The organism is Massilia eburnea, from assembly GCF_050709955.1.
GTDB classification, from domain to species: Bacteria; Pseudomonadota; Gammaproteobacteria; order Burkholderiales; family Burkholderiaceae_D; genus Rugamonas; species Rugamonas eburnea_A.
On the sequence record NZ_JBNZFX010000004.1, the window covers coordinates 14,502 to 34,638 of the forward strand.

Genomic DNA, 20,137 nt, shown 5'->3' on the forward strand with positions numbered 1-20,137 from the left:
CCAGATACGTTTCGTTTCTATACTAGACCCCACAACAACACGCCGCGGAGCAAGCTTTGGAGCAACCGATCAACACGCAACGCCGTTCCCTGATGGGCGGATTCCTGGCACTGGCCGGACTGGCCGCGTTGGCGCCACTGGCCCAGGCAGCTGCCTTACCGGCTGGCGCCGGCCGCTCGCTTGGCACGCTGCGCACGGTCCGCACGGCTGAACTGGAAATCGGATACGCCGAGCTCGGCCCGGCAAACGGCCAGCCGGTGATCCTGCTGCACGGCTGGCCTTACGACATCCACAGCTTCGAAGAAGTAGCGCCGTTGCTGGCTGGCGCCGGCTACCGGGTGCTCATGCCTTACCTGCGCGGCTACGGCAGCACGCGCTTCCTTTCCAAGGAAACCTTCCGCAACGCCCAGCAAACCGCGGTGGCGCTCGACATCATCGGCATGATGGATGCTCTCAAAATCGAGAACGCCATCTTCGGCGCCTTCGACTGGGGCGCGCGCACGGCCTGCATCATCGCGGCCCTGTTCCCGGAACGCTGCAAGGGATTGGTCTCGGTCAGCGGCTATTTGATCGGCACCCCAGCCGGCAACAAGAAGCCGCTGCCGCCGCAGGCCGAATACGACTGGTGGTACCAGTATTACTTCACTACCGAACGTGGCCGCTTGGGCTACGAGGCGAACCGCAATGACTTCAATCGCCTGATCTGGAAAACCGCCTCACCGAAATGGGCCTTCGATGAAGCGACCTTTGCCCGCAGCGCGGCTGCCTTCGACAATCCGGACCACGTCGACATCGTGGTTCACAACTACCGCTGGCGCCTCGGCCTGGCCGACGGCGAGCGCAAATACGACGCATTGGAAGCGAAGCTGGCCGCCAGCCCTTCGATCACCGTGCCTTCGATCACGATGGAAGGCGACGCCAACGGCGCACCGCATGCGCCACCGGCCGCATATGCCAAAAAGTTCAGCGGCAAGTACCTGCACCGCACGCTTGCCGGCGGCATCGGCCACAACCTGCCGCAGGAAGCGCCGCGCGAGTTTGCGCAAGCGATCATCGACGTCGCCGCAATGTGATCAGATGAAGTTGGTTGGATTCGCGTCGAACAGCTTCTTATGGTCTTCCATGCAGAAGTAGTAAATGCGCTTGCGATAGATACTCGATGCGGAAGCCGCTTTGTCAACGTCCATATCGCAAACCGGGCATAGCGGATGCTGCTCCGTTGAGCGGCGCACCTTGGCGTAGATGCTGTTGGACTTCGGGTCCAGCCAGCCCTGGCCCTGGTACTCCATGGTGTAGGCTGTGTTGCTGGCCACGGCGCGGCCAAAGTAGCGCTCCACCACACGCAGTGCGAGGTCGATGCCGGAGGAAAGGCCGCCGGCGGTGGCGATATTGCCCTCCTCTACAAAACGGGCACCGCGCTTGAGTTGAACGCGAGGGAAGCGCATGACGAACTCCTTGAATGCGCCGTGGTAGGTGGCTGCCGACTTTCCATCCAGCAGTCCAGCATGCGCCAGGATGAAAGCGCCGGTGCAGACCGACATCGTCAGGTCTGCGGTGCGCGACGCCTGGCGCAGCCAGTCCAGCACTGCCGGGTCGCCCACGGTTTGGGCCGGCACCACGATTACCTTGGGCGCCGGCGCGTTGGCGATCGAATAGTTCGGCACGATCTTCATGCCGCCGTACGTGGTGATCGGCGCCTCCGTGGCGCCAACTGTATAGAGCCGGAACACCGGTCCATCCGCGCGTCCCGGCACACTGACGTTGCAGAACACCTCCCACGGGCCGCCAAAGTCGATCATCACCGCGTTATCGGACAGCAGGAAGGCCACCGGGATGCTGCCTTCGGCCGGCGGCTTCAATGGCGCTGCCGGCGTCGGCAACGCCTTGGCCTCGGCCAGGACCGGCAGCGCGGCGCCCAGTCCCATTGCGGTGGAAATGCGGAACAGGTCTCGTCTTCTCATGATGTCGCCTCGATAGATTGATAAGGCTGGTAGTCTCCCACCGCCCCAGGCGCCGCGCGATGCAGCTCGCTGCAGCCCGCCGTGGTTTCGCTGCAAACCCGTCGCCCGTGCCTGTGATTTCCCCTATCATTGCGGCCATGACCGCAATCGCTCCCTTCCTCGCCTGGCTGGCATTGGCCTTGTTCGATGCCACCCAGACCGTGGTGTCCATGCGCGCCATGGGCATGCAGCACGACTGGTGGACGCTGTTTCTCGTGATCGTCGCCTCGTGGGGCGCATGGGCGGCCGCGACCCCGGTTGCGCTCGCGCTTCTGCGGCGCTTTCCCCTGCCCTCGCGCGCAGCGCTCAATTGGGCCGTGCATGTATGCGCCTGCCTGGCAATCGGCGCGGCCTGGACCTGCTGGGCTGCCACGCTCGAACATTCGTTCAACCCTTTCGCCTACCCCAAGGGCCCAGATCCCTTCCTGCCGCTCTGGAAATCGAAATTCATCGGCAACCTGGTGGGCGATGTGATCCTGTACGGTGCAATTACGGCGCTCAGCGTCACTTTCGCCACGCGCAAGCGCCTGTCGCAGCAGCGCGAGTTGCTGGCGCAGGCTCAACTGGCCGCACTGCGCTTGCAGCTTGAGCCGCATTTCATTTTCAATGCGCTGAATGCCGTCACCGGCTTGATCCGCGAGAAAAGGGACAACGAAGCGATCGCCACCATCGCCGCGCTCGGCGACCTGCTGCGCCGCGTAACCGACCGTTCCGAGCGCCAGCTCGTGCCGCTGGAAAGCGAAATCGAATTCCTGCGCAGATACCTCGAAGTCCAACAGGTACGCTTCGGCGCACGCCTGCACTGGCAGCTCGACATCCCAGCCGATATCGTGGATGCAAAAGTGCCCGACCTTGTCCTGCAGCCGCTGGTGGAAAACGCCATCAAGCACGGCATCGCCAAACGCGCCAAAGGCGGATCACTGCGCGTAACGGCTGTCCGCGCAGGCGAGGTGCTAACGCTGACCGTTGCCAACGATGGTCCAGCGCTGGCAACCGAGTTGCATGACGGCGTCGGCCTCGCCAATACACGCCAGCGCCTGCAGGCGCTCTACGGTGAACGACAGTCGCTGCTGCTGCACGATACGGCGCAGGGCGTGCAGGCCGTGATCACCCTGCCCTACGGGGAGCAATCATGCTGCGCGCCCTGATCATCGACGATGAGCCGCTGGCGCGCAGCAATGTGGCCTTGTTGCTGGCGCGCGACCCGGCAATCTCCGTGGTCGGCCAGTGCGGCTCGGCGCAAGAAGCGCTGGCGGCGCTGCCGGCGGCCCGGCCCGACCTGGTCTTTCTCGATGTTGAAATGCCCGAATGCGATGGCTTCGAGTTGCTGGAGCGCCTCGGCACCGCGCCGCCCTTCGTCATCGTCTTCGTCACCGCCCATCAGCAGTTCGCGCTGCGCGCCTTCGAAGTGGGCGCCCTCGATTACCTGCTCAAGCCTTTCGACGACCAGCGTTTCGAACGCGTGTTGCAACGCGTTAAAGAGCGCCTGCGCGTGCCAAACGAGACACGCCGCTTCATCATCAGGAACGGCGATGCGCTGGAGGTAGTGAAGTTTGCGGACATCGACCGGATCGAGGCCAGCGACTACTATGCCACCGTGCATGCCGGCGGCCGTTCCCATATGCTGCGCCGCAGCCTGTCCGAGCTCGAGGGTGAACTGGCGCCGCACGGCTTCCAGCGCATCCACCGCTCAGCCATCGTCAACCTGGAACGCGTGCGGGCACTGGAACTGCGTGAAGACGGCGAGTACCAAGTCGTGCTGGAAGCAGGCCAGCGCCTGCGCATGAGCCGCCGCTACCGCAAAACAATTCTGGATCGATTGTCCCCGGCTTAGTTATACTTGCATTTTTCTTAACCGCAAAGAATATGCAACGACTGATACTTGCCATTGCCGTGCTGACCCTGAGCGCGTGCGCCACCAAGGACCAAACCCGCATCCAGGAAATCGGGGCCACGCCGCTGCGGGACCTGAATATCGCTAAAGTCGACATCCCCGACGTCCTGCGCGACGCCATAGGCAACCCCTACAAAGCGCCCTCCGACAGGAGCTGCCCGGCCTTGCTGGCGCAAGTTGCAGATCTGGATGAGGAGCTGGGCCCGGACCTGGACGTTCCTGCAGAAAAGCAGAGCCATATGGACGCCTCGAAAGAAGCCCTGGGCGACGCGGCCACCGGCGCCCTGGCGCGCACGGTGGAAGGGGCGATTCCTTTCCGCGGCTGGCTGCGCAAGCTAAGCGGTGCCGAGCGCCAATCGAAGAAAGCGCAAACCGCGATCCTGGCAGGCAAAGTCCGCCGCGGCTACCTGCGCGGTATCATGGAGTCGAATTCCTGCGAGAAGGCCCAAACGGCATAAACGCTTGCTTTTGCTGCACCGCATCATGCTAGAATCGTTGCAATATTAGCCACAGCGGGGGCCAGCAAATGAAACGCGTAATCTTCAACCAGAAGGGCGGCGTCGGTAAATCGACCATTGCGGTCAACCTGGCGGCCATCGCGGCGCACCATGGCAAACGCACGCTCTTGATCGATATCGACCCGCAGTGCAACAGCAGCCGTTACCTGCTCGGGGCGGCAACTGCGGGACTGGCGCCTACCCTTGGCGCCTATTTCGAGCAAATGCTTAGTTACAGCATATTCGCCAAGCCGGCCGGCGCATATGTGCACACCACGCCGTTCGATAAGCTGTCCATCATGGTGGCCCATCCCGAACTGGGCGACCTGCAATCGAAGCTGGAATCGCGCCATAAGATCTACAAGCTGCGCGACACGCTGGCCGAGCTGGAAAAGGAATTCGACGAAATCTATGTCGACACGCCGCCAGCCTACAACTTCTTCACCCAATCGGCCCTGATCGCTGCCGATAGCTGCCTGATCCCCTTCGACTGCGACGACTTCTCGCGCCAGGCGCTGTATACCCTGGTCGACAACGTCAAGGAGATCAAGGCCGACCACAATCCCAAGCTGCAGATCGAAGGCATCGTGGTCAACCAGTTCCAGCCGCGCGCCCTGCTGCCGCAGCGCATGGTGGACCAGCTCAAGGAAGAAGGCTTGCCGGTGTTCGAGAACAAGCTCTCAAGCTCGATCCGCATCCGCGAATCCCACGAGCGCAACCTGCCGATGATCCACCTCGATCGCAGCCACAAGCTGAGCCAGGAATTCCTCGCCCTGTACGGCGAGCTGCAGCCGGCGTAATGCGCCGAACTTGATCCAGGTCATGGCCCGGCGACGGCGGCATGGCTACGCTGGCGGATTTTGCCTGCCATGCTGACCGCCCCCGAACTCCTCCTGCCCGCCGGCTCCCTGGCGAAGATGAATGCCGCTTTCGATTACGGCGCCGACGCTGTCTATGCGGGCCAGCCGCGCTACAGCCTGCGCGTACGGAACAACGACTTCTCCACGCTGCAAGCGCTGCAGGAAGGCATCGATGGCGCCCACGCGCGCGGCAAGCAGTTCTTCGTCGCCAGCAATATCTTTGCCCACAACTCCAAGCTCAAGACCTACCTGCGCGATATGGCGCCCGTCATCGCCATGAAGCCAGATGCGCTGATCATGGCCGATCCGGGCCTGATCATGATGGTGCGCGAAGAATGGCCGGACATGCCGGTCCACCTGTCGGTGCAGGCCAATGCCGTCAACTGGGCCGATGTGAAATTCTGGCAGCGCATGGGACTCACGCGCGTCATCCTGTCGCGCGAATTGTCGCTCGACGAAATCGAGGAGATCCGCCAGCGCTGTCCGGACATGGAGTTGGAAGTCTTCGTGCACGGCGCGCTGTGCATGGCGTATTCCGGCCGCTGCCTGCTGTCCGGCTATTTCAATCATCGCGACGCCAACCAGGGCACCTGCACCAATGCCTGCCGCTGGGACTACAAGGTCGGCGAAGGCTGCCAGGACGCGTCTGGCGACATCTCCGTACTGCACCAGCAGCCGCGCCATCCTCTCGCCAACCAGACCTACCTGCTGGAAGAAGCCGGGCGTCCCGGCCAACTGATGCCGATCTTCGAGGACGAGCATGGCACTTACATCATGAACTCGAAAGACCTGCGCGCGGTGGAGCACGTCGAGCGCCTGGTAAAAATCGGCATCACCTCACTCAAGGTGGAAGGCCGTACCAAATCGGCCTACTACGCGGCGCGCACCGCGCAGGTGTACCGCAAGGCGATTGACGACGCGGTAGCCGGCCGCCCCTTTGACGAAGGCCTGCTCGGCCAGCTCCAGGGCCTGGCCAATCGCGGCTACACGGACGGCTTCTACCAGCGCCATCACACGCAGGAGCACCAGAACTATATGCGCGGCGTATCGGAAACCGATCGCAGCCAGTATGTGGGGGATGTATTGGAAGTCAACGGTGGCTGGGCACGCGTCAATGTAAAGAACAATTTCGCAGTGGGCGACCGCATTGAAGTCATGCACCCGGGCGGCAACCGCGATATCACCATCGCACGCATGCTGGCGGACGATGGCAGCGAGATCACGATTGCGCCAGGCAGCGGCCACTTCGTGCGCATCCAGCTCGATGAAGGGCTGGATGGCGCACTGCTGTCGCGCTACCTTTGATTACTGGAGATTGATAGCGTCCAGGGCGCCGGTATTACCCAGGATATACAACACACCATTGCTGGAGATCGCCAGGCTGCCACCGCGTGGGTAAGTCCATACAATCTTGCGCGTCGCCAGGTCGATCGCCAGCGTCTTGCTTGCTCCACTGACGAAGGCAAGGTTGCGCGTTACGACTACTTCCCGGAAGTCGCTCGTACCGAGACTTTCCGAAGTCCATTGGAGTTTGCCATCGGCCGAAGTACGCGCTTCCAACACATTACCATTGGCGGCCAACGCATACACCAGCCCATTGCCAACGGCAGGCTGGCCGACGAAGCCATTTGCGACCGACCAGGTGCGGGTTGGAGTCCTGTCGAACGCCATCAAGCGCCCGCCTTCCAGAATAATGCCCAGTTTGCCGGCCAATGCAGGAGTATTGCCGGTAAAAGCAGGAAATGGATTGTCGGCATCACCGACTGCCCAAAGCTGCAGGCCGTCGCTCACGCGCTTCGCGATGAAGGTGCCGCCTGCATAACCATAGGCATACTCGGCATCGACTGCCAGCGTGTAACCATCCGCTTGCGGCATATACACAGACCATGTTTTTGTCTTGGCAGGTGCATAGAATTTGGTTATGCCGTTGTACAAACCGTCAAGCGAATACACATCGGAGCCAAACACAGTAGGAGCCTGGTATTTGAACGATTGCGAAACCATGCTGGTTTTGTCCAACAAAGTACCGCCCTGGTCGAAGAACCACATGAAGGAATCCTGGCCGGTCGAAGTCACATACACCTGGCCATTGCCTGCCGCAGGCGAATTCGCTCGTTCAATGTTGCCAAGGTTGCTGCGCCATGCAACCTTGCCGTCTGCTTCGCCAATCGCCAGCAGCTCAGACGGATTGCTTGTAGCGCCGCCAGCGACAACAAATACCTTACCGTTGTCGACCGCTACAGTGTTGTACTCCCTGACAGAATTGCCGGTTGCAGGGATATTGAAGCGCCGCGTGAAGCGGGCAACATCAAAGCTGGCATCGGCATTGCCGGTGTGTGCCGCATTGCCCTGATAAGTGGTCCATGAACCCAGGCCAGGCACTGCCACCAGAGGCGTCAGGTTCACCGAATTCTTTACCGAAACCTTGAGCGGCACAATCACAGGCGAGCCAGGGGCCGGGAGGCTGCAAATGGTCGGATTGTCGCGGCACAGACGAACCTCAAGGTTGCTGGAGTATTCGCCTGGTTGCAAGCTTGCCGAGGTGGTTAAGGTAGCCTTGAAGCCTTGCAAGGATGGGATGACTGTGGCGGTACTCAGGTTTCCCTTGTCGACAATGCCGATCAGGAAGCCCTGGCCAAGCAGGTCTCCCGTGTAAGTGCCATCAAGGCTGAGAACTGCCTTCTCGCCAGAATAAACTTCTGCCTGCAGCGATTGCGCCGATAGCACGAGGCGCTTCGCAGCCTCGGCAGCCGATTTGACGTTGACTTTCAGCGGCACAAGCCATGGCGAGCCTGGAAGCGGCTTGGCGCAGGTTAACGGCGCATCTTCGCACAAGCGCACTTCAAGCTTGGCCTGGGTGGTGCCGGCGGGAAGCTTGGCCGAAGTGCGCAGGTTGGCCACATAAGTCATTTCGTTCTGGGCAGAGATCTGTACGTCGGTGGTGATCGTACCCGAAGTGTCGACTATGGCAACATTGAACGGTTTGGTGAACGTACGGGTGGATGTTGCAGTAATTTTGAACGGAATCGATTCGCCTTCATAACCAGATACTTCGAGCGGGTTTGGAGTGAAGGAGAGCCAATTGCCTTCGGGACTGGTGGTCGTGCCGCCAGAACTGCCGGTCGCGCCCGAGCTGCCGGTCACCCCCGAGCTGCCACCACCGCCGCCGCAAGCGGCCAGGGCCAGCGCCATCAGAAGTGGCGCTGTAACCCGAATTACTGCGTGCATAACAAATCCCTCAGGAAAAAGGGTTTATGTTATGGCAATTTGTGTTTTCGAATTCTCACAGTTTATTTCTTCGCAACCAAAATACAACATTTTGGCTGCAAATATTTCACCAGAAGATGACGCGCTGCTCTGGCGGCAAATACATCTTGTCGCCTTCCTTCACGCCGAAAGCGTCATAGAAGCCCGGATGGTTTTTCAGGCTGCCGTTCACGCGGAATTCGGACGGCGAGTGCGGGTCCGACTTCACCTGCTGGATCAGGAAAGCGTCGCGGCCCTTGCCGCGGCGTGCCTGCGCCATGCCCATGAAGATGCGCTGTTCGGCGGTAAAACCGTCGATCACTGGACCCGGCTGGCCTTTCATGTAGATCTTGTAAGCGCGGGTGGCCATGATCAGGCCCGCGTTGTCGGCAATGTTCTCGCCCAGGGTCAATTCGCCGTTCACGTTATAGCCCTGCACCGGGCTGTAGCCGTTGTACTGCGCCACCAGCATCTTGCCGCGCGCGGCGAACTGCTCGCCGTCTTCCTTGGTCCACCAGTTGCGCAGGTTGCCGTCACCGTCGTACTGCGAGCCCTTGTCGTCGAAGGCGTGGCTGATTTCGTGGCCGATGGAGATGCCGACCGCGCCGTAGTTGACCGCGGGTTCAGCCTTGGCGTCGTACAAGGGATACTGCAGGCGCGCCGCCGGGAACACGACTTCATTCAGCGAGGGGCTGTAATACGCGTTCACGGTTTGCGGCGTCATGCTCCATGCGGAACGGTCCACCGGCTTGCCCAGCTTGTCGATACTGAGATTGTGCGCGAACTCGCGCGAGCGCAGCACATTGCCGGCCAGGTCGTTGCGCACCACTATCAGCTTGCTGTAATCGCGCCATTTGTCCGGATAGCCTACCTTGACGTTGATCTTGGCCAGCTTGGCCTGCGCCTGCAGCCTGGTTTCAGGACTCATCCACTCCAGCATATCGATGCCTTCGCGGAAAGCGGCGATGAAGTTCTGCGCCATCTCGGCCACCTGCTGCTTGCGTTCGGCCGGGAAGTATTCCTTTACATAGGCCTTGCCCACCATTTCACCCAGCGCGCGGTTCACCTCCGCAATCGCGCGCTTTTGCAGCGAACGGTTTTCCTTGGTGCCTGCCAGGACCGCGCCGCGGAACGCGAAGTTCTCGTCGACCAACGACTGCGACAGGTAAGGCGCGAATGAGCTGATCATGTGGAATTCAAAGTAAGCCTTCCACACCGGTAGCGGCGTTGCCTCGATCAGTTTGTCCAGCGCCGCCAGGTAGCTCGGTTGGCTGACGATCACGGAATCGATCTTGCCGGCCACGCCTGCGCCTTTCAGGTAGGCGTCCCAGTCGAAGCCTGGCATCAGCGCTTTCAATTCCGCCAGCGACAGTTTGTTGTAGGTCTTCACCGGGTCGCGGTTTTCCACGGCGGACCAGTGGGCGCGGGCGATTTCGGTTTCCAGCGCGACGATCTGCTCCGCCTCTTGCGCAACTTGTGCATGCCCAGCCAGCGCCAGCATCTTCTCCACGTGCTGCTGGTACTTGGCGCGGATATCGCCCAGGCGCGCGTCCTTCTCGGACAGGAAGTAGTCGCGATTCGGCAAGCCCAGGCCGGACTGGCGGATCCCCACCACATAGCGCGTTGAATCCTTGGCATCCTGGCGCACGCTCATATCGAGCGGGCCGCCGGCGTCGATGCGGTTCAGGTGCGCCACCAGCGCGGCTATGCCCTGCTTGCCGGACAGGGCGGCGATGCGCGCCCGCTCCGCCTTCAGCGGTTTCAGGCCCAGCGCATTGCGGCGCGCTTCATCCATGAAGCTGGCGTAGTAATCGCCGATCTTCTGCGCATCGGAACCCGCCTTGCGCGCCTTATCCCGCTGGGCCTTTTCGATAATGGACTTTAACTGGCCTTCCACGTTTTCCTGCGCCACATTGAACGCCCCCCAGCTTGACCGATCGGCCGGGATCTCGACACCGCTCAACCACTTGCCCTGGGAGTAGCGGAAAAAATCGTCCTGCGCGCGGACCTGCTGGTCGATGCCGGCGGCGTCGATGCCCGAGCCCGGTTCCGCCGCCCATGCGTGCGAACATGCCAGGCCGAGAATCAGGCTGCCGAGAATAGTGCGTTTCATGTAATGACTCCGGTGAAAAAATGCTTCCGGCAGTATGCCGCAGGCGGCGCCGCGCGTGGCCGTTGCAGCCCAAGGAGCAACACTAAGTTACATAAGGAGCCGCTATTTGACCTGCGGCGCGCCAAGGCCGATACTTGCCGGGTTTTAGATCCATTCACCCCAACCAGGAGGTAACCAGTGAAATATTCCATGCTGGCCACCGTGCTGCTGGCTGCAGCCGCAGCACAAGCGCAGGACGTGCCGAAGATCGATCCGCAGCGCCTGTCGCAGGACGTTAAAACTTTGGCATCCGACGAATTCGAAGGCCGCGGCCCGAACACCGCCGGCGAAGTGAAGACCGTTGAATTCATCGCCAGGCAATTCGAGGCGGCCGGCCTGAAACCGGGCGGCGACCTGGTGAAGGGCAAGCGCAGCTGGTACCAGGAAGTGCCGCTCGGCCGCTTTGAGATCAAAGGCCCGGTAGTGCTGAATGCGCACGCCGGCAAGGACAACATCCCGTTCGCACAGGGCGAGCAACTGGCGGTGCGCGCCGCGATGAATGGCGCCAAGCGCGTCGACTTCGACAAAGCCCCGCTGGTGTTCGTCGGCTACGGCGTTACCGCACCTGAGCGCAAGTGGAGCGACTTCAAGGGCGTGAACCTGAAGGGCAAGCTGGCCGTGGTGCTGATCAACGATCCGGACTTCGAAACCGGCGAAGGCGAATTCGGCGGCAAGGCCATGACCTACTACGGCCGCTGGACCTACAAATACGAAGAGATGGCACGCCAGGGGGCAATCGGCACCCTGATCGTGCACGAAACCGCGCCTGCGTCCTACGGCTGGGCGACGGTGAAGAATTCGAACACCAATGTGATGTACGACATCGTGCGCAAAGAGCCAGGAAAATCGCATGCCCCGATGGAAGCATGGATCCAGCGCGACGTGGCGGCCGACCTGTTCAAGCGCGCCGGCCTCGATTTCGACGCGCTCAAGAAGCAGGCGCAAACGCGCGAATTCAAGCCGGTGGAACTGAAAGGCGTGAGCCTGTCGGCCCACTACGCGGTGGACGCGCAAGTGATCAAGTCGAAGAACGTGGTGGCTGTGCGCGAAGGCACGGCAGCCCCGCAGGAAACCGTGATCTACAGCGGCCACTGGGACCATCTCGGCGTGGGCCTGCCTGACGCCAAGGGCGACAAGATCTACAACGGCGCCATCGACAACGGCACCGGCATCGCAGCCCTACTGGAACTGGGCCGCGCTTATGGCAAGGCGCCGGCGCCCAAGCGCAGCGTGGTGTTCCTGGCCGTGACGGCTGAAGAAAAAGGCTTGCTCGGTTCCGAGTACTACGCATCCAACCCGGTCTACCCGCTGGCCACCACCGTCGGCATGATCAATATGGACGCACTGAGCCCATACGGTCCGGCGCGCAACTTCACCATTTCCGGCAGCGCAAAGCTGGATCTGCTCGATATGCTCGTCGCCAAGTTCAAGGCGATCAACGTCAGCTACATGCCTGACCCGCACACCGAAGCCGGCTACTTCTTCCGCTCCGACCACTTCCCGATGGCCAAGCGCGGCGTGCCTGCGTTCTCGCTCGACTCGGGCGAAGACTGGGAGCAAGGCGGCGTGGCTGCCGGCAAAGCGACGCAGGAAGCGTACACCACCAATAACTACCACCAGCCTTCGGACGAATGGGATGCCAAGTGGCCGTTCACCGGCATGGCGCGCGACCTGGGCGTCCTGTACAGCCTTGGCCGCGACCTGGCCGAATCGAAGGACTGGCCGAACTGGTCGAGCGACTCCGAGTTCCGCACGATTCGCGACCAAAGCGCAGCAAAACGTTCTAACTAAAAATACAAACCCAGTTCAAGGCCCTCCACGGAGGGCCTTTTCTTTTTCTGCGCGGCGTGCCATGCTGGTTTCACAAAAAGATTGCTTTAGCTGGAGACAAACCATGAACTTCACGCAGTCGATGAGCATTGCCAAGAAACTCGCCGTGCTGAATGCCGGCGCCATCCTCGGCATCATCATCCTTACCGCCATCTTCCTGATTTCCGAGCGCACCCTCATCCTTGAGGAAAGAACCAGCAATGTGCGGCAGGCCGTAGAAACGGCCTACGGTGTGCTCGATTACTACCAAAAGCAGGAGTCCAGCGGCGCCCTGCCCCGCGCCGAAGCCCAGAAAAAGGCCATGGACGCGATCAAGGTGTTGCGTTATGGCAACAACGAATATTTTTGGCTCAACGACATGCAGCCGAAGATGATCATGCATCCGATCAAGCCTGAGCTCGACAACAAGGACCTCAGCGCCAACAAGGACCCGACCGGCAAACACCTGTTCGTCGAGTTCGTCAACATGGTCAAGAAAGCCGGCGCCGGCCCGGTCGATTACATGTGGCCGAAACCCGGCAGCGACAAGCCGGTGCAGAAAGTGTCCTACGTCAAAGGCTTTGAGCCCTGGGGCTGGATCCTTGGCTCCGGCGTCTATGTCGACACAGTCGACGCCACCGTGCGCGGCCGCGCCGTCGTGTTCGCTGCAGGTGCGGTGGTGCTGGCCGCCGTGCTGCTTGGTATCGGCGTATTCATCGCACGCGGCATGCTGCGCCAGTTGGGTGGCGAGCCGGATTATGCTTCCGCGATTGCCCGCAGCATTGCGGGTGGCGACCTGACCGTGCCGATCGACGTCAAGCGCGATGACAACAGCAGCATGGTCAATGCCTTAAAGGGCATGCGCGACGACCTGGCGCGCATCGTCAGCTCGGTACGTAACGCCACCGAAACCATCGCCACCGCATCGGGCGAAATCGCGGCCGGCAACAGCGACCTGTCGGCCCGTACCGAAAGCCAGGCCAGCTCGCTGGAGGAAACCGCGGCATCGATGGAAGAACTGACGTCCACTGTGCGCCAGAACGCCGACAACGCGCGTACCGCCAACGAGTTGGCTGCCAACGCCTCGGAAGTGGCGCAGAAAGGCGGCGCCGTGGTATCGCAGGTGGTGGAGACCATGGCCTCGATCGACAGCTCTTCGCGCAAGATCGTCGACATCATCAGCGTGATCGATGGCATTGCGTTCCAGACCAATATCCTGGCACTGAATGCGGCGGTGGAAGCAGCGCGTGCCGGTGAGCAGGGCCGTGGCTTCGCAGTCGTGGCGTCGGAAGTGCGCAACCTGGCGCAGCGCAGCGCGGCAGCGGCCAAGGAAATCAAGGACCTGATCGGCGCTTCGGTGGAGACGGTCGGTGTCGGCAATTCGCTGGTGGCGCAGGCCGGCAGCACCATGCAGGAAGTGGTGGAGAGCGTGCACCGCGTGCGCCAGGTCATCAACGAGATCAGCACCGCCAGCAATGAACAAAGCGCTGGCATCGCCCAGGTCAACGAGGCGATTTCGCAGATGGATTCAGTGACGCAGCAGAATGCGGCGCTGGTCGAACAGGCTGCTGCCGCTGCGGCCAGCATGCAGCAGCAATCGGCAGCGCTGCTGCAGGCTGTCGGCGTGTTCCGCGTCGACGCGGATACGTCCCCTACGCCCTCGCGCCGCACGCCACGCCTCGGCCACAACTGATGGCGTGATATGATCGGGCCTGTCGAAAAAGGCAGGACCGGTTCAAGGTAAGCCCGGTCCCTCTCCCCTCCGGAGAGCTCTGCTCCATGTGCAGTCTTGCATGAGAACCCACGACGATCCCGGCGCATTGCGTCCCGGGCTCGTCGGGGCGTGGCCGACCGATCCTCAGGCACTCCCGTTGGGCCCACCAACCATGGAGTCATCATGCAATTGAATCACCTCGACCTGTCCGTGCCCGATGTGGCCGCAGCTTCCACTTTCCTGACCCGCCATTTCGGCTTTACCCTGCTGCAGACCAAAGGCAATCACGGCATGGCTGTACTGGCCGGCGAAGGCGGTGTGGTACTCGTGCTCACGCGTCACGAGGAGCCCCACTACCCCAAGACATTCCACATCGGTTTCCTGGTTGACGACGCAGGCAAAGTCAGCGCCAAACATGCCGAACTGGAGAGCGCGGGAGTGCCGGGACTTTCGCCAGTGCAGGAGATGCGCGGCGGGCCCGGCTTCTATTGCCGCACCGATTGGGGAATCTTGCTGGAAGTTGCGTACCGCACGCCGGTGCCGGCTACCTAGCCCCATCTGGTCGGCGTGCTACAGGCCCCTTGCCGGGGCCACATTCACTTGACACGGGTGTAGCTCATCTCCATCCACTTCATGTCCTTGCCATTCGGTCCCGGTCCCCACATTTCCAGCTTGTGGTTGTCGTTGTCGGTGATGGCCACACTCATCGTATAAGGAATTTCCTTGCCGCTCATCGGATCGGACATCATGCCCTTGTACTTGATGGTGTTGCCATTCATGGCGCCGCGGGCCAGCGTCATGCCGGTACCGCCCGAATCGATCCAGCTGCCGAAGTACTTCTTCGTCACGTTGTCATAGCCCTGGATGCCCATGCCATCGAATGGCTGGCCCATGAACTTGCCCTGGTAGTTCTCCTGCAGGTAGCGGTTACCCATGATCCACTTGCGTTCCGTGGAGCCGTCGGTTTCTTCAGGAGGTTTGGATGGGTCCATCCACATTTTTGACTTGACCGTGAACTTGCCGGCCAAGGCATCAAGCTTCTTGTGCGCCTCGCCCGGCGCGGCAGCTTTGGCCATCATCTCCATCGCCGCCTTCTCGTCAGGCGGCGCGGCGGCCTTCTTTTTTTCCGGTGCAGCGCTGACAGCAGCGCCGGCCAGGGTACATCCCGCAACAACAACCAGGTACTGCGCGATACGATGGAGCTTCATGACTTCCTCCTTATCCAGCAGGGTTGTGAAGAAGCCATTCTCCGCGCCGCAGCGCAGCCCTGTCAATCGCGCCGCCGGGATTCGCGCAATTTGCGCCGCAAACGCAGGTTATCAGCCACAGCCGACACCAGCGCAAGCGTCATCAGTGCGACTACCGCATCAGTATCCAGGTAGCGCCAGAACGCCCACGCTCCAAGCGCGCAGGCAATGGCAGACAGGAGAAGCAGGACCTGGTCTCTCATCATCAATTCCTCCCGCCCCGGCCAGGGCCAAGCACTATTTCAGCCCAGTTCAAAAGTCGTGATGCCGTACTGCCGCGCCAGCGGCAATCCAGGTTCCGCGCCCGTGTACATGCGCGCCGTTTCGAAGCAGGCATGCATGCCGTGCCGCTCGGCCAGCGCCATCGCAGCGGCATTCGGCTCAGGCACGTCGAGGAAAACTGCTTCGCCAGCCGGAACGCGGCCGCACAAGGCTTGCATCAACTCTTCGGCCACCTCAGGCGATTCGGCGCAGAGCGGTCCAATCTTGAAGCCGGCGCGGCATGGACGCAGCACCGCATAGCCAAGCAGCACCCCGTCGGTAGCGCGCACGCCGAATCCCACGCTGCCCGCCTGCTGCAACCAGCAGCGCATGAATTGCGCACGGTCGTCGGGGAAGAAGTCGCGATCGTAGGCCAGCACTTCAGCGAGATCCTGCGGCCCCAGCGGCAGCACGCGGTCGGCGGCGGGAACCTCGCTGCCCCGGCCTTCATAGCGCACGTTGCGGTGCGCCAGCCTGAAGCCCGAGCGCGCGTAGTTGGCCTGCTGCGCCGGCACGCCGTCCAGCCCCACATTGCGCCCTTCCAGCCGCGCCATGCCGGCGCGCCACATCGCCATGCCATGGCCGTGGCTGCGATATTCGGGCCGCACGATGTAGCCGCCGATAAAGCCGAAGCCTGCGCCGTACCGAATTGCGAAGATGCTGGCAACCGGTTCGTCATCGATCGTGCCAAGCAGGAAGCCGCCCGGGTCGGCGGCATAAAAACTGGCCGCATCCTGCAGGCCGGGATTCCATCCTTCCGCCGCCGCCCAATCGAGCACCATTTCCAGCTCGGGCAGGGTCATCGCGCGAATTTCCATTTCACTTTCCATGAGACGAATCATAGGCCGCAAATGCGGCCCGCACCGCATATTCCCAGGCAGCGCCGTCCTGCTCGTAAAGATAGCTGGGCGCCGCTGGCGCTCCTGCATCCAGCGCGCTGCGCCGGCGATACAGGAAGACCGAGGTCCACGCCACACTGGGCGGCGCGAACTGCTGCACCAGCTCGAACGCCGGGTGCGCCATGGGGAAAGTGACCGTGGTGACCAAGGCGCCCTCCGGCAGTTCCCTTGCCAGCTTGTCGGCCAGGCGGTCCATCATCGGCGCGAAACAGGTACTGTAGATATAGACCATACTCGCGTCGGAGACATCGGTATCGAACATGTCCTGATGCACCAGGCGCACACGGGCGGCAACCCTGGCCGCGGCAGCGGGATCTTCCGCCACGCCGGCCGCCAGCATCTGCGCCAGCCGTACCTGCGCCATATCGTTGCGGTAACCAAGTAGCTCAACGCCGGTGCAGCGCATGCCGGGCAAGGCCAGCGCCGCGCTCAATACGACCTTGCCAAGGCCGCTGCCAAGATCGATGAAGTGGCCACGCAAGGGCAGCCACGGCGCCACCGCCTCGAAGTAGTGATCGAGTTCCTGCTGCGTGAATTCACCGTAGATCAGGCGCCCATCGTCGACCAGCCATTGCGCCAGGTCCGCATCGGATATCTCTCCCAGGCCGTGCGGTGGTGCTCGCTCGGGCAGCATGCCATGCTGATGTATGCCGGCCGGCACGCAGCCGGCAATCAGGCGCCGGTGCGGCTTCAGGCGCGCGATGAAGGTTTCGCGCAGTGCCGGATTGCGGAACGCCGCGCGCACCGCCAGGCCGATGTCGACGTAACGGGCCAGCACTGCATCGTCAATAACGGGCCTTAGGTGCTGTGCACCATTCGTAATCGCCCGCCGCATCGAGAGCATGGTTCCCCCTCATCGGTTGGATTACCCACTTTACAATAAAAAACCGCCCCGAGGGGCGGTTTTCGCATCAACCGGATAGCAGCTTAGAAGCGGTAGTTTACCGACGCTGCGTAGGTGCGGCCAAGCTGGCTGAAATGCGAGCCATCGTAGGTCACCATATCGTAGCGGCCGTTGAACGTGATCAGGTTGCGCTGGATGGCTTTGGCATTTGGATCGTCGATGACCTTCTGGCCGTCGGCATTCAGGGCCTTGAACTCCCACTCAGGCGTGGTGTTGAACACGTTGTTGACGTTGAACGACAGGGTCATATTCGGCATCAGGTTGTAGTTGAGCGCGAAGTCGGTGACGTTCTTGGTCTTGAACTTGGTTTCCAGGTTGCTGTTCAGGCCAGCCTGGCGGAAGCGGGTCGGGCCGAACACAGTGTTGTTGACCGACAGGTTCAGCTTCTTGAAATCCCAGTCGGCGCCGAGGATGGTCTTGAACTTCGGACGCGAAGTGAACATCAGCGCTTCCTGGGTGGCATCCAGCACGGACTGGCCGGCGTTCGCCACGATCGGAGGATTCTTGACCGCGCCGTCACGCTCGTTCTTGTGCGTGTAGTTGCCGGACAGGTTCAGGGTCAACTTGCCGTCGGCCAGCGGGATGTTCTTACGCGACAGCACGTAGTCCAAGCCCTCGGTCCGGGTCTTCACCGCATTGACGAAGAAGCTGACGGAAACGATGCCATTCGCTGCCAGAATCTGGTCCAGTTGCTGGGTAGGATCGCCGGTCGGCACGATTTCCTTGCCCAGCACGATGCGGTCCTTCACCTTGATGCTGTAGTAGTCCAGGGTGGCGCTGGTGTTTTCATCCGGCTTCAGGCCCAGGCCCAGGGTGATGTTATCGGACTTTTCAGCTTTCAGCTTCGGCACGCCCAGCGCAGCAGCTTGCGCCGACACGTTGTTCACCAGGCCGGACACCTGGATGCCGCCGCCAGGCACGAAGGAGTACTGCGCTTTCTGGGTGTAGATCTGAGCCAGTGAAGGAGCGCGGAAGCCCTTCGATGCCGATGCGCGCAGCGTCACCCAGTCGTTCGCCTTGTAGCGGGTGGACAGCTTCCACACGAATGCCGAGCCGAAGTCGGTGTATTTTTCCCAGCGGCCGGTGCCGTCAAGCAGCAAATCCTTGCTGATGTCCCAGGTCGAGCCGGCATACACGCCGTAGTTGGAACGCGAGGATGGGAAGGAGTTGTCCGGATGGTTGCCGGCGAAGGAGTCGGCACCGGTTCCCTGCCACGATGCGCGCTCGCCTGCCTTCACCTCGAACTTCTCATGGCGCAGCTCGGTGCCGGCGTAGAAGTTGACGGTATCGGTCAGCTGTTTGGAGATGTCGCCGTTGAACACGTAGTGCTGGAACTCCACGCCGCCGGCATAGAATTGGGTCGGCGAGTGCTCGGTGCTGGTGCCGGCGAGAACGGCATCTTCCATGCTGCGGTTGACGGAGTGGCCAACGTCGTACTTCTGCTTGTTGCCGCCGTAAGTCAGGCTGAAGTCTGCATTCCAGCCGGCCAGGTCCATCTTCACGCCGCCGGTGGCGTTGTAGTCGTCCAGCGTGCCGTCGAAGGTCGGCTGGTAGCCCTCGTATGGCGTGCCTGCCGGGTGCAGCAGGCCGTAGTCGGTCGGGCGCCAGTACGGGGTGCGGTAGTTCGCGTAGGAGTTGATCTTCTTGTTCACGTAAGCCGCATTGGCGTAGATCGCGACGCCTTCGCCGATATCGTAGCGGGTGTTGAACAGGCCCTTGTAGGCCTTGGTCTTCGGCGAGCCGTTGATATTGCGCGCGTCAGGATATTTCGACAGGAAGGCCTGCACTTCCGCCAGCGACGCACCAAAGTCGCCCGCTTCGCCGGCGGCACTGACTGCGCCGGAACGGCTGGACAAGTTCACGCGCGAGGCATCGATGGTGTAGTTGAAGAAGCCGCGGTCGCCGCCCAGCGCGAAGCCCTGGTTCAGGCTCAAGCCGCCCATGCCGCCATCGTGTTCGTGGGTGATGCCGGCGCGCGCGGTCACGGAGCCGCCTTCGGCATTGTCCTTCAGGATGATGTTGACCACGCCGGCAATCGCGTCGGAGCCGTACTGCGCCGAAGCGCCGTCGCGCAGCACTTCGATGCGCTTGATGGCGTCGGCCGGGATGGCGGAGATGTCGGAACCGGATTCACCGCGGCCTGGCGAGGTCTGGGTGTATACCAGAGAGCTCATGTTCTTGCGCTTGCCGTTGATCAGGATCAGCACGCGGCTCGGGCCCATATTCCGGATTTCGTATGGGTCCAGCAGCGAGGTCGCGTCATTGACCGGGGTCTGCACGGTGTTGAAGGAAGGGACGCGGAACTGCATCGACTTGTCGAGGGTGGCCTGGCCGGTCTTGGTCAGCTCGCGCGAGCTCAGTACGTCGACCGGTACCGGGGTATCCACCATGGTGCGTTGCGAACCGCGGCTACCGGTCGAAACAATGACCACCTTCTGGATGTCGTCGGTGGTGGTGTCGGCAGCCTGCTGCGCCTGGATAGGGGCAGCGTCCTGTGCTTGTGCGTGGGCTTGACCCAGCAGCACAAACGGGCTGGCGGACAGCATTAATGCTGCAATCGGAAAATGTTTATTCATGTATTTCTCTCTTCCATACAGATTTTAAAAAAACTAGAGGAGAATTTATATGCAACATTTTCATCCGTCTATTATTTC

At 61.6% G+C, this 20,137-nt stretch carries 17 protein-coding genes; 9 read left to right on the plus strand and 8 right to left on the minus strand.

The features are described from left to right. The first annotated feature begins 56 nt into the window (after nucleotides 1-56). Complete coding sequence (locus ACQ4MM_RS04330) at nucleotides 57-1,073, plus strand: alpha/beta fold hydrolase (RefSeq protein ID WP_431476228.1); 1,017 nt, start codon at nucleotides 57-59, stop codon at nucleotides 1,071-1,073. Here the strand turns inward: ACQ4MM_RS04330 and ACQ4MM_RS04335 are convergent, their stop codons facing one another. Continuing rightward, on the minus strand, nucleotides 1,074-1,961 hold the full coding sequence (locus ACQ4MM_RS04335; RefSeq protein WP_431476229.1) for a DJ-1/PfpI family protein: 888 nt from the start codon (nucleotides 1,959-1,961) through the stop codon (nucleotides 1,074-1,076). It lies immediately after the preceding gene. Nucleotides 1,962-2,098: 137 nt separating this feature from the next. Between ACQ4MM_RS04335 and ACQ4MM_RS04340 the strand changes: the two genes are divergently transcribed. From ACQ4MM_RS04340 to yegQ, 5 genes are all read left to right on the plus strand, one after another. Further along, nucleotides 2,099-3,148: a sensor histidine kinase gene (locus ACQ4MM_RS04340; protein ID WP_431476230.1), complete on the plus strand. Its 1,050-nt coding sequence runs from the start codon at nucleotides 2,099-2,101 to the stop codon at nucleotides 3,146-3,148. Further along, a complete protein-coding gene (locus tag ACQ4MM_RS04345) occupies nucleotides 3,133-3,834 on the plus strand; it encodes a LytR/AlgR family response regulator transcription factor (RefSeq protein WP_431476231.1) in 702 nt (233 codons plus the stop codon). The genes ACQ4MM_RS04340 and ACQ4MM_RS04345 overlap by 16 nt, the downstream gene beginning before the upstream one ends. Before the next feature lie 32 nt (nucleotides 3,835-3,866). Then, complete coding sequence (locus ACQ4MM_RS04350; protein ID WP_431476232.1) at nucleotides 3,867-4,352, plus strand: hypothetical protein; 486 nt, start codon at nucleotides 3,867-3,869, stop codon at nucleotides 4,350-4,352. Between the two features lie 68 nt (nucleotides 4,353-4,420). Then, on the plus strand, nucleotides 4,421-5,191 hold the full coding sequence (locus ACQ4MM_RS04355; protein WP_431476233.1) for a ParA family protein: 771 nt from the start codon (nucleotides 4,421-4,423) through the stop codon (nucleotides 5,189-5,191). Nucleotides 5,192-5,260: 69 nt separating this feature from the next. Then, nucleotides 5,261-6,556 carry a tRNA 5-hydroxyuridine modification protein YegQ gene (yegQ, locus tag ACQ4MM_RS04360; protein ID WP_431476234.1) on the plus strand — a complete coding sequence of 432 codons (1,296 nt, stop codon included), beginning with the start codon at nucleotides 5,261-5,263 and terminating at the stop codon, nucleotides 6,554-6,556. Here yegQ and ACQ4MM_RS04365 read toward each other — a convergent pair whose 3' ends face one another. Continuing rightward, entirely contained in the window at nucleotides 6,557-8,443 is a 1,887-nt protein-coding gene (locus tag ACQ4MM_RS04365) for a PQQ-binding-like beta-propeller repeat protein (RefSeq protein WP_431476235.1), read from the minus strand. It abuts the gene before it with no gap. A 142-nt stretch (nucleotides 8,444-8,585) separates the two neighbouring features. Beyond that, nucleotides 8,586-10,610, minus strand: a complete 2,025-nt coding sequence (locus ACQ4MM_RS04370; RefSeq protein WP_431476236.1) for a M13 family metallopeptidase — start codon at nucleotides 10,608-10,610, stop codon at nucleotides 8,586-8,588. 177 nt (nucleotides 10,611-10,787) lie between these two features. Here ACQ4MM_RS04370 and ACQ4MM_RS04375 point away from each other — a divergent pair, with 177 nt between their 5' ends. The 3 genes from ACQ4MM_RS04375 to ACQ4MM_RS04385 all read left to right on the plus strand — a co-directional run bounded on the left by ACQ4MM_RS04375 (nucleotide 10,788) and on the right by ACQ4MM_RS04385 (nucleotide 14,724). Beyond that, a complete protein-coding gene (locus ACQ4MM_RS04375) occupies nucleotides 10,788-12,440 on the plus strand; it encodes a M28 family metallopeptidase (protein ID WP_431476237.1) in 1,653 nt (550 codons plus the stop codon). Between the two features lie 103 nt (nucleotides 12,441-12,543). After that, on the plus strand, nucleotides 12,544-14,151 hold the full coding sequence (locus ACQ4MM_RS04380; protein ID WP_431476238.1) for a methyl-accepting chemotaxis protein: 1,608 nt from the start codon (nucleotides 12,544-12,546) through the stop codon (nucleotides 14,149-14,151). Nucleotides 14,152-14,355: 204 nt separating this feature from the next. Beyond that, nucleotides 14,356-14,724, plus strand: a complete 369-nt coding sequence (locus ACQ4MM_RS04385; RefSeq protein WP_431476239.1) for a VOC family protein — start codon at nucleotides 14,356-14,358, stop codon at nucleotides 14,722-14,724. A 44-nt stretch (nucleotides 14,725-14,768) separates the two neighbouring features. Here ACQ4MM_RS04385 and ACQ4MM_RS04390 read toward each other — a convergent pair whose 3' ends face one another. The 5 genes from ACQ4MM_RS04390 to ACQ4MM_RS04410 all read right to left on the minus strand — a co-directional run bounded on the left by ACQ4MM_RS04390 (nucleotide 14,769) and on the right by ACQ4MM_RS04410 (nucleotide 20,059). Further along, complete coding sequence (locus tag ACQ4MM_RS04390) at nucleotides 14,769-15,380, minus strand: DUF1579 domain-containing protein (RefSeq protein WP_431476240.1); 612 nt, start codon at nucleotides 15,378-15,380, stop codon at nucleotides 14,769-14,771. 62 nt (nucleotides 15,381-15,442) lie between these two features. Beyond that, nucleotides 15,443-15,625, minus strand: coding sequence for a hypothetical protein (locus tag ACQ4MM_RS04395; RefSeq protein ID WP_431476241.1), 183 nt, complete (start codon nucleotides 15,623-15,625; stop codon nucleotides 15,443-15,445). Nucleotides 15,626-15,661: 36 nt separating this feature from the next. Further along, nucleotides 15,662-16,498, minus strand: a complete 837-nt coding sequence (locus tag ACQ4MM_RS04400; RefSeq protein WP_431476242.1) for a GNAT family N-acetyltransferase — start codon at nucleotides 16,496-16,498, stop codon at nucleotides 15,662-15,664. A gap of 1 nt (nucleotide 16,499) precedes the next feature. Next, nucleotides 16,500-17,357 carry a histone methylation protein DOT1-like protein gene (locus ACQ4MM_RS04405; protein ID WP_431476243.1) on the minus strand — a complete coding sequence of 286 codons (858 nt, stop codon included), beginning with the start codon at nucleotides 17,355-17,357 and terminating at the stop codon, nucleotides 16,500-16,502. A 149-nt stretch (nucleotides 17,358-17,506) separates the two neighbouring features. After that, a complete protein-coding gene (locus ACQ4MM_RS04410) occupies nucleotides 17,507-20,059 on the minus strand; it encodes a TonB-dependent receptor plug domain-containing protein (RefSeq protein ID WP_431476244.1) in 2,553 nt (850 codons plus the stop codon). Between the last annotated feature and the right edge of the window lie 78 nt (nucleotides 20,060-20,137).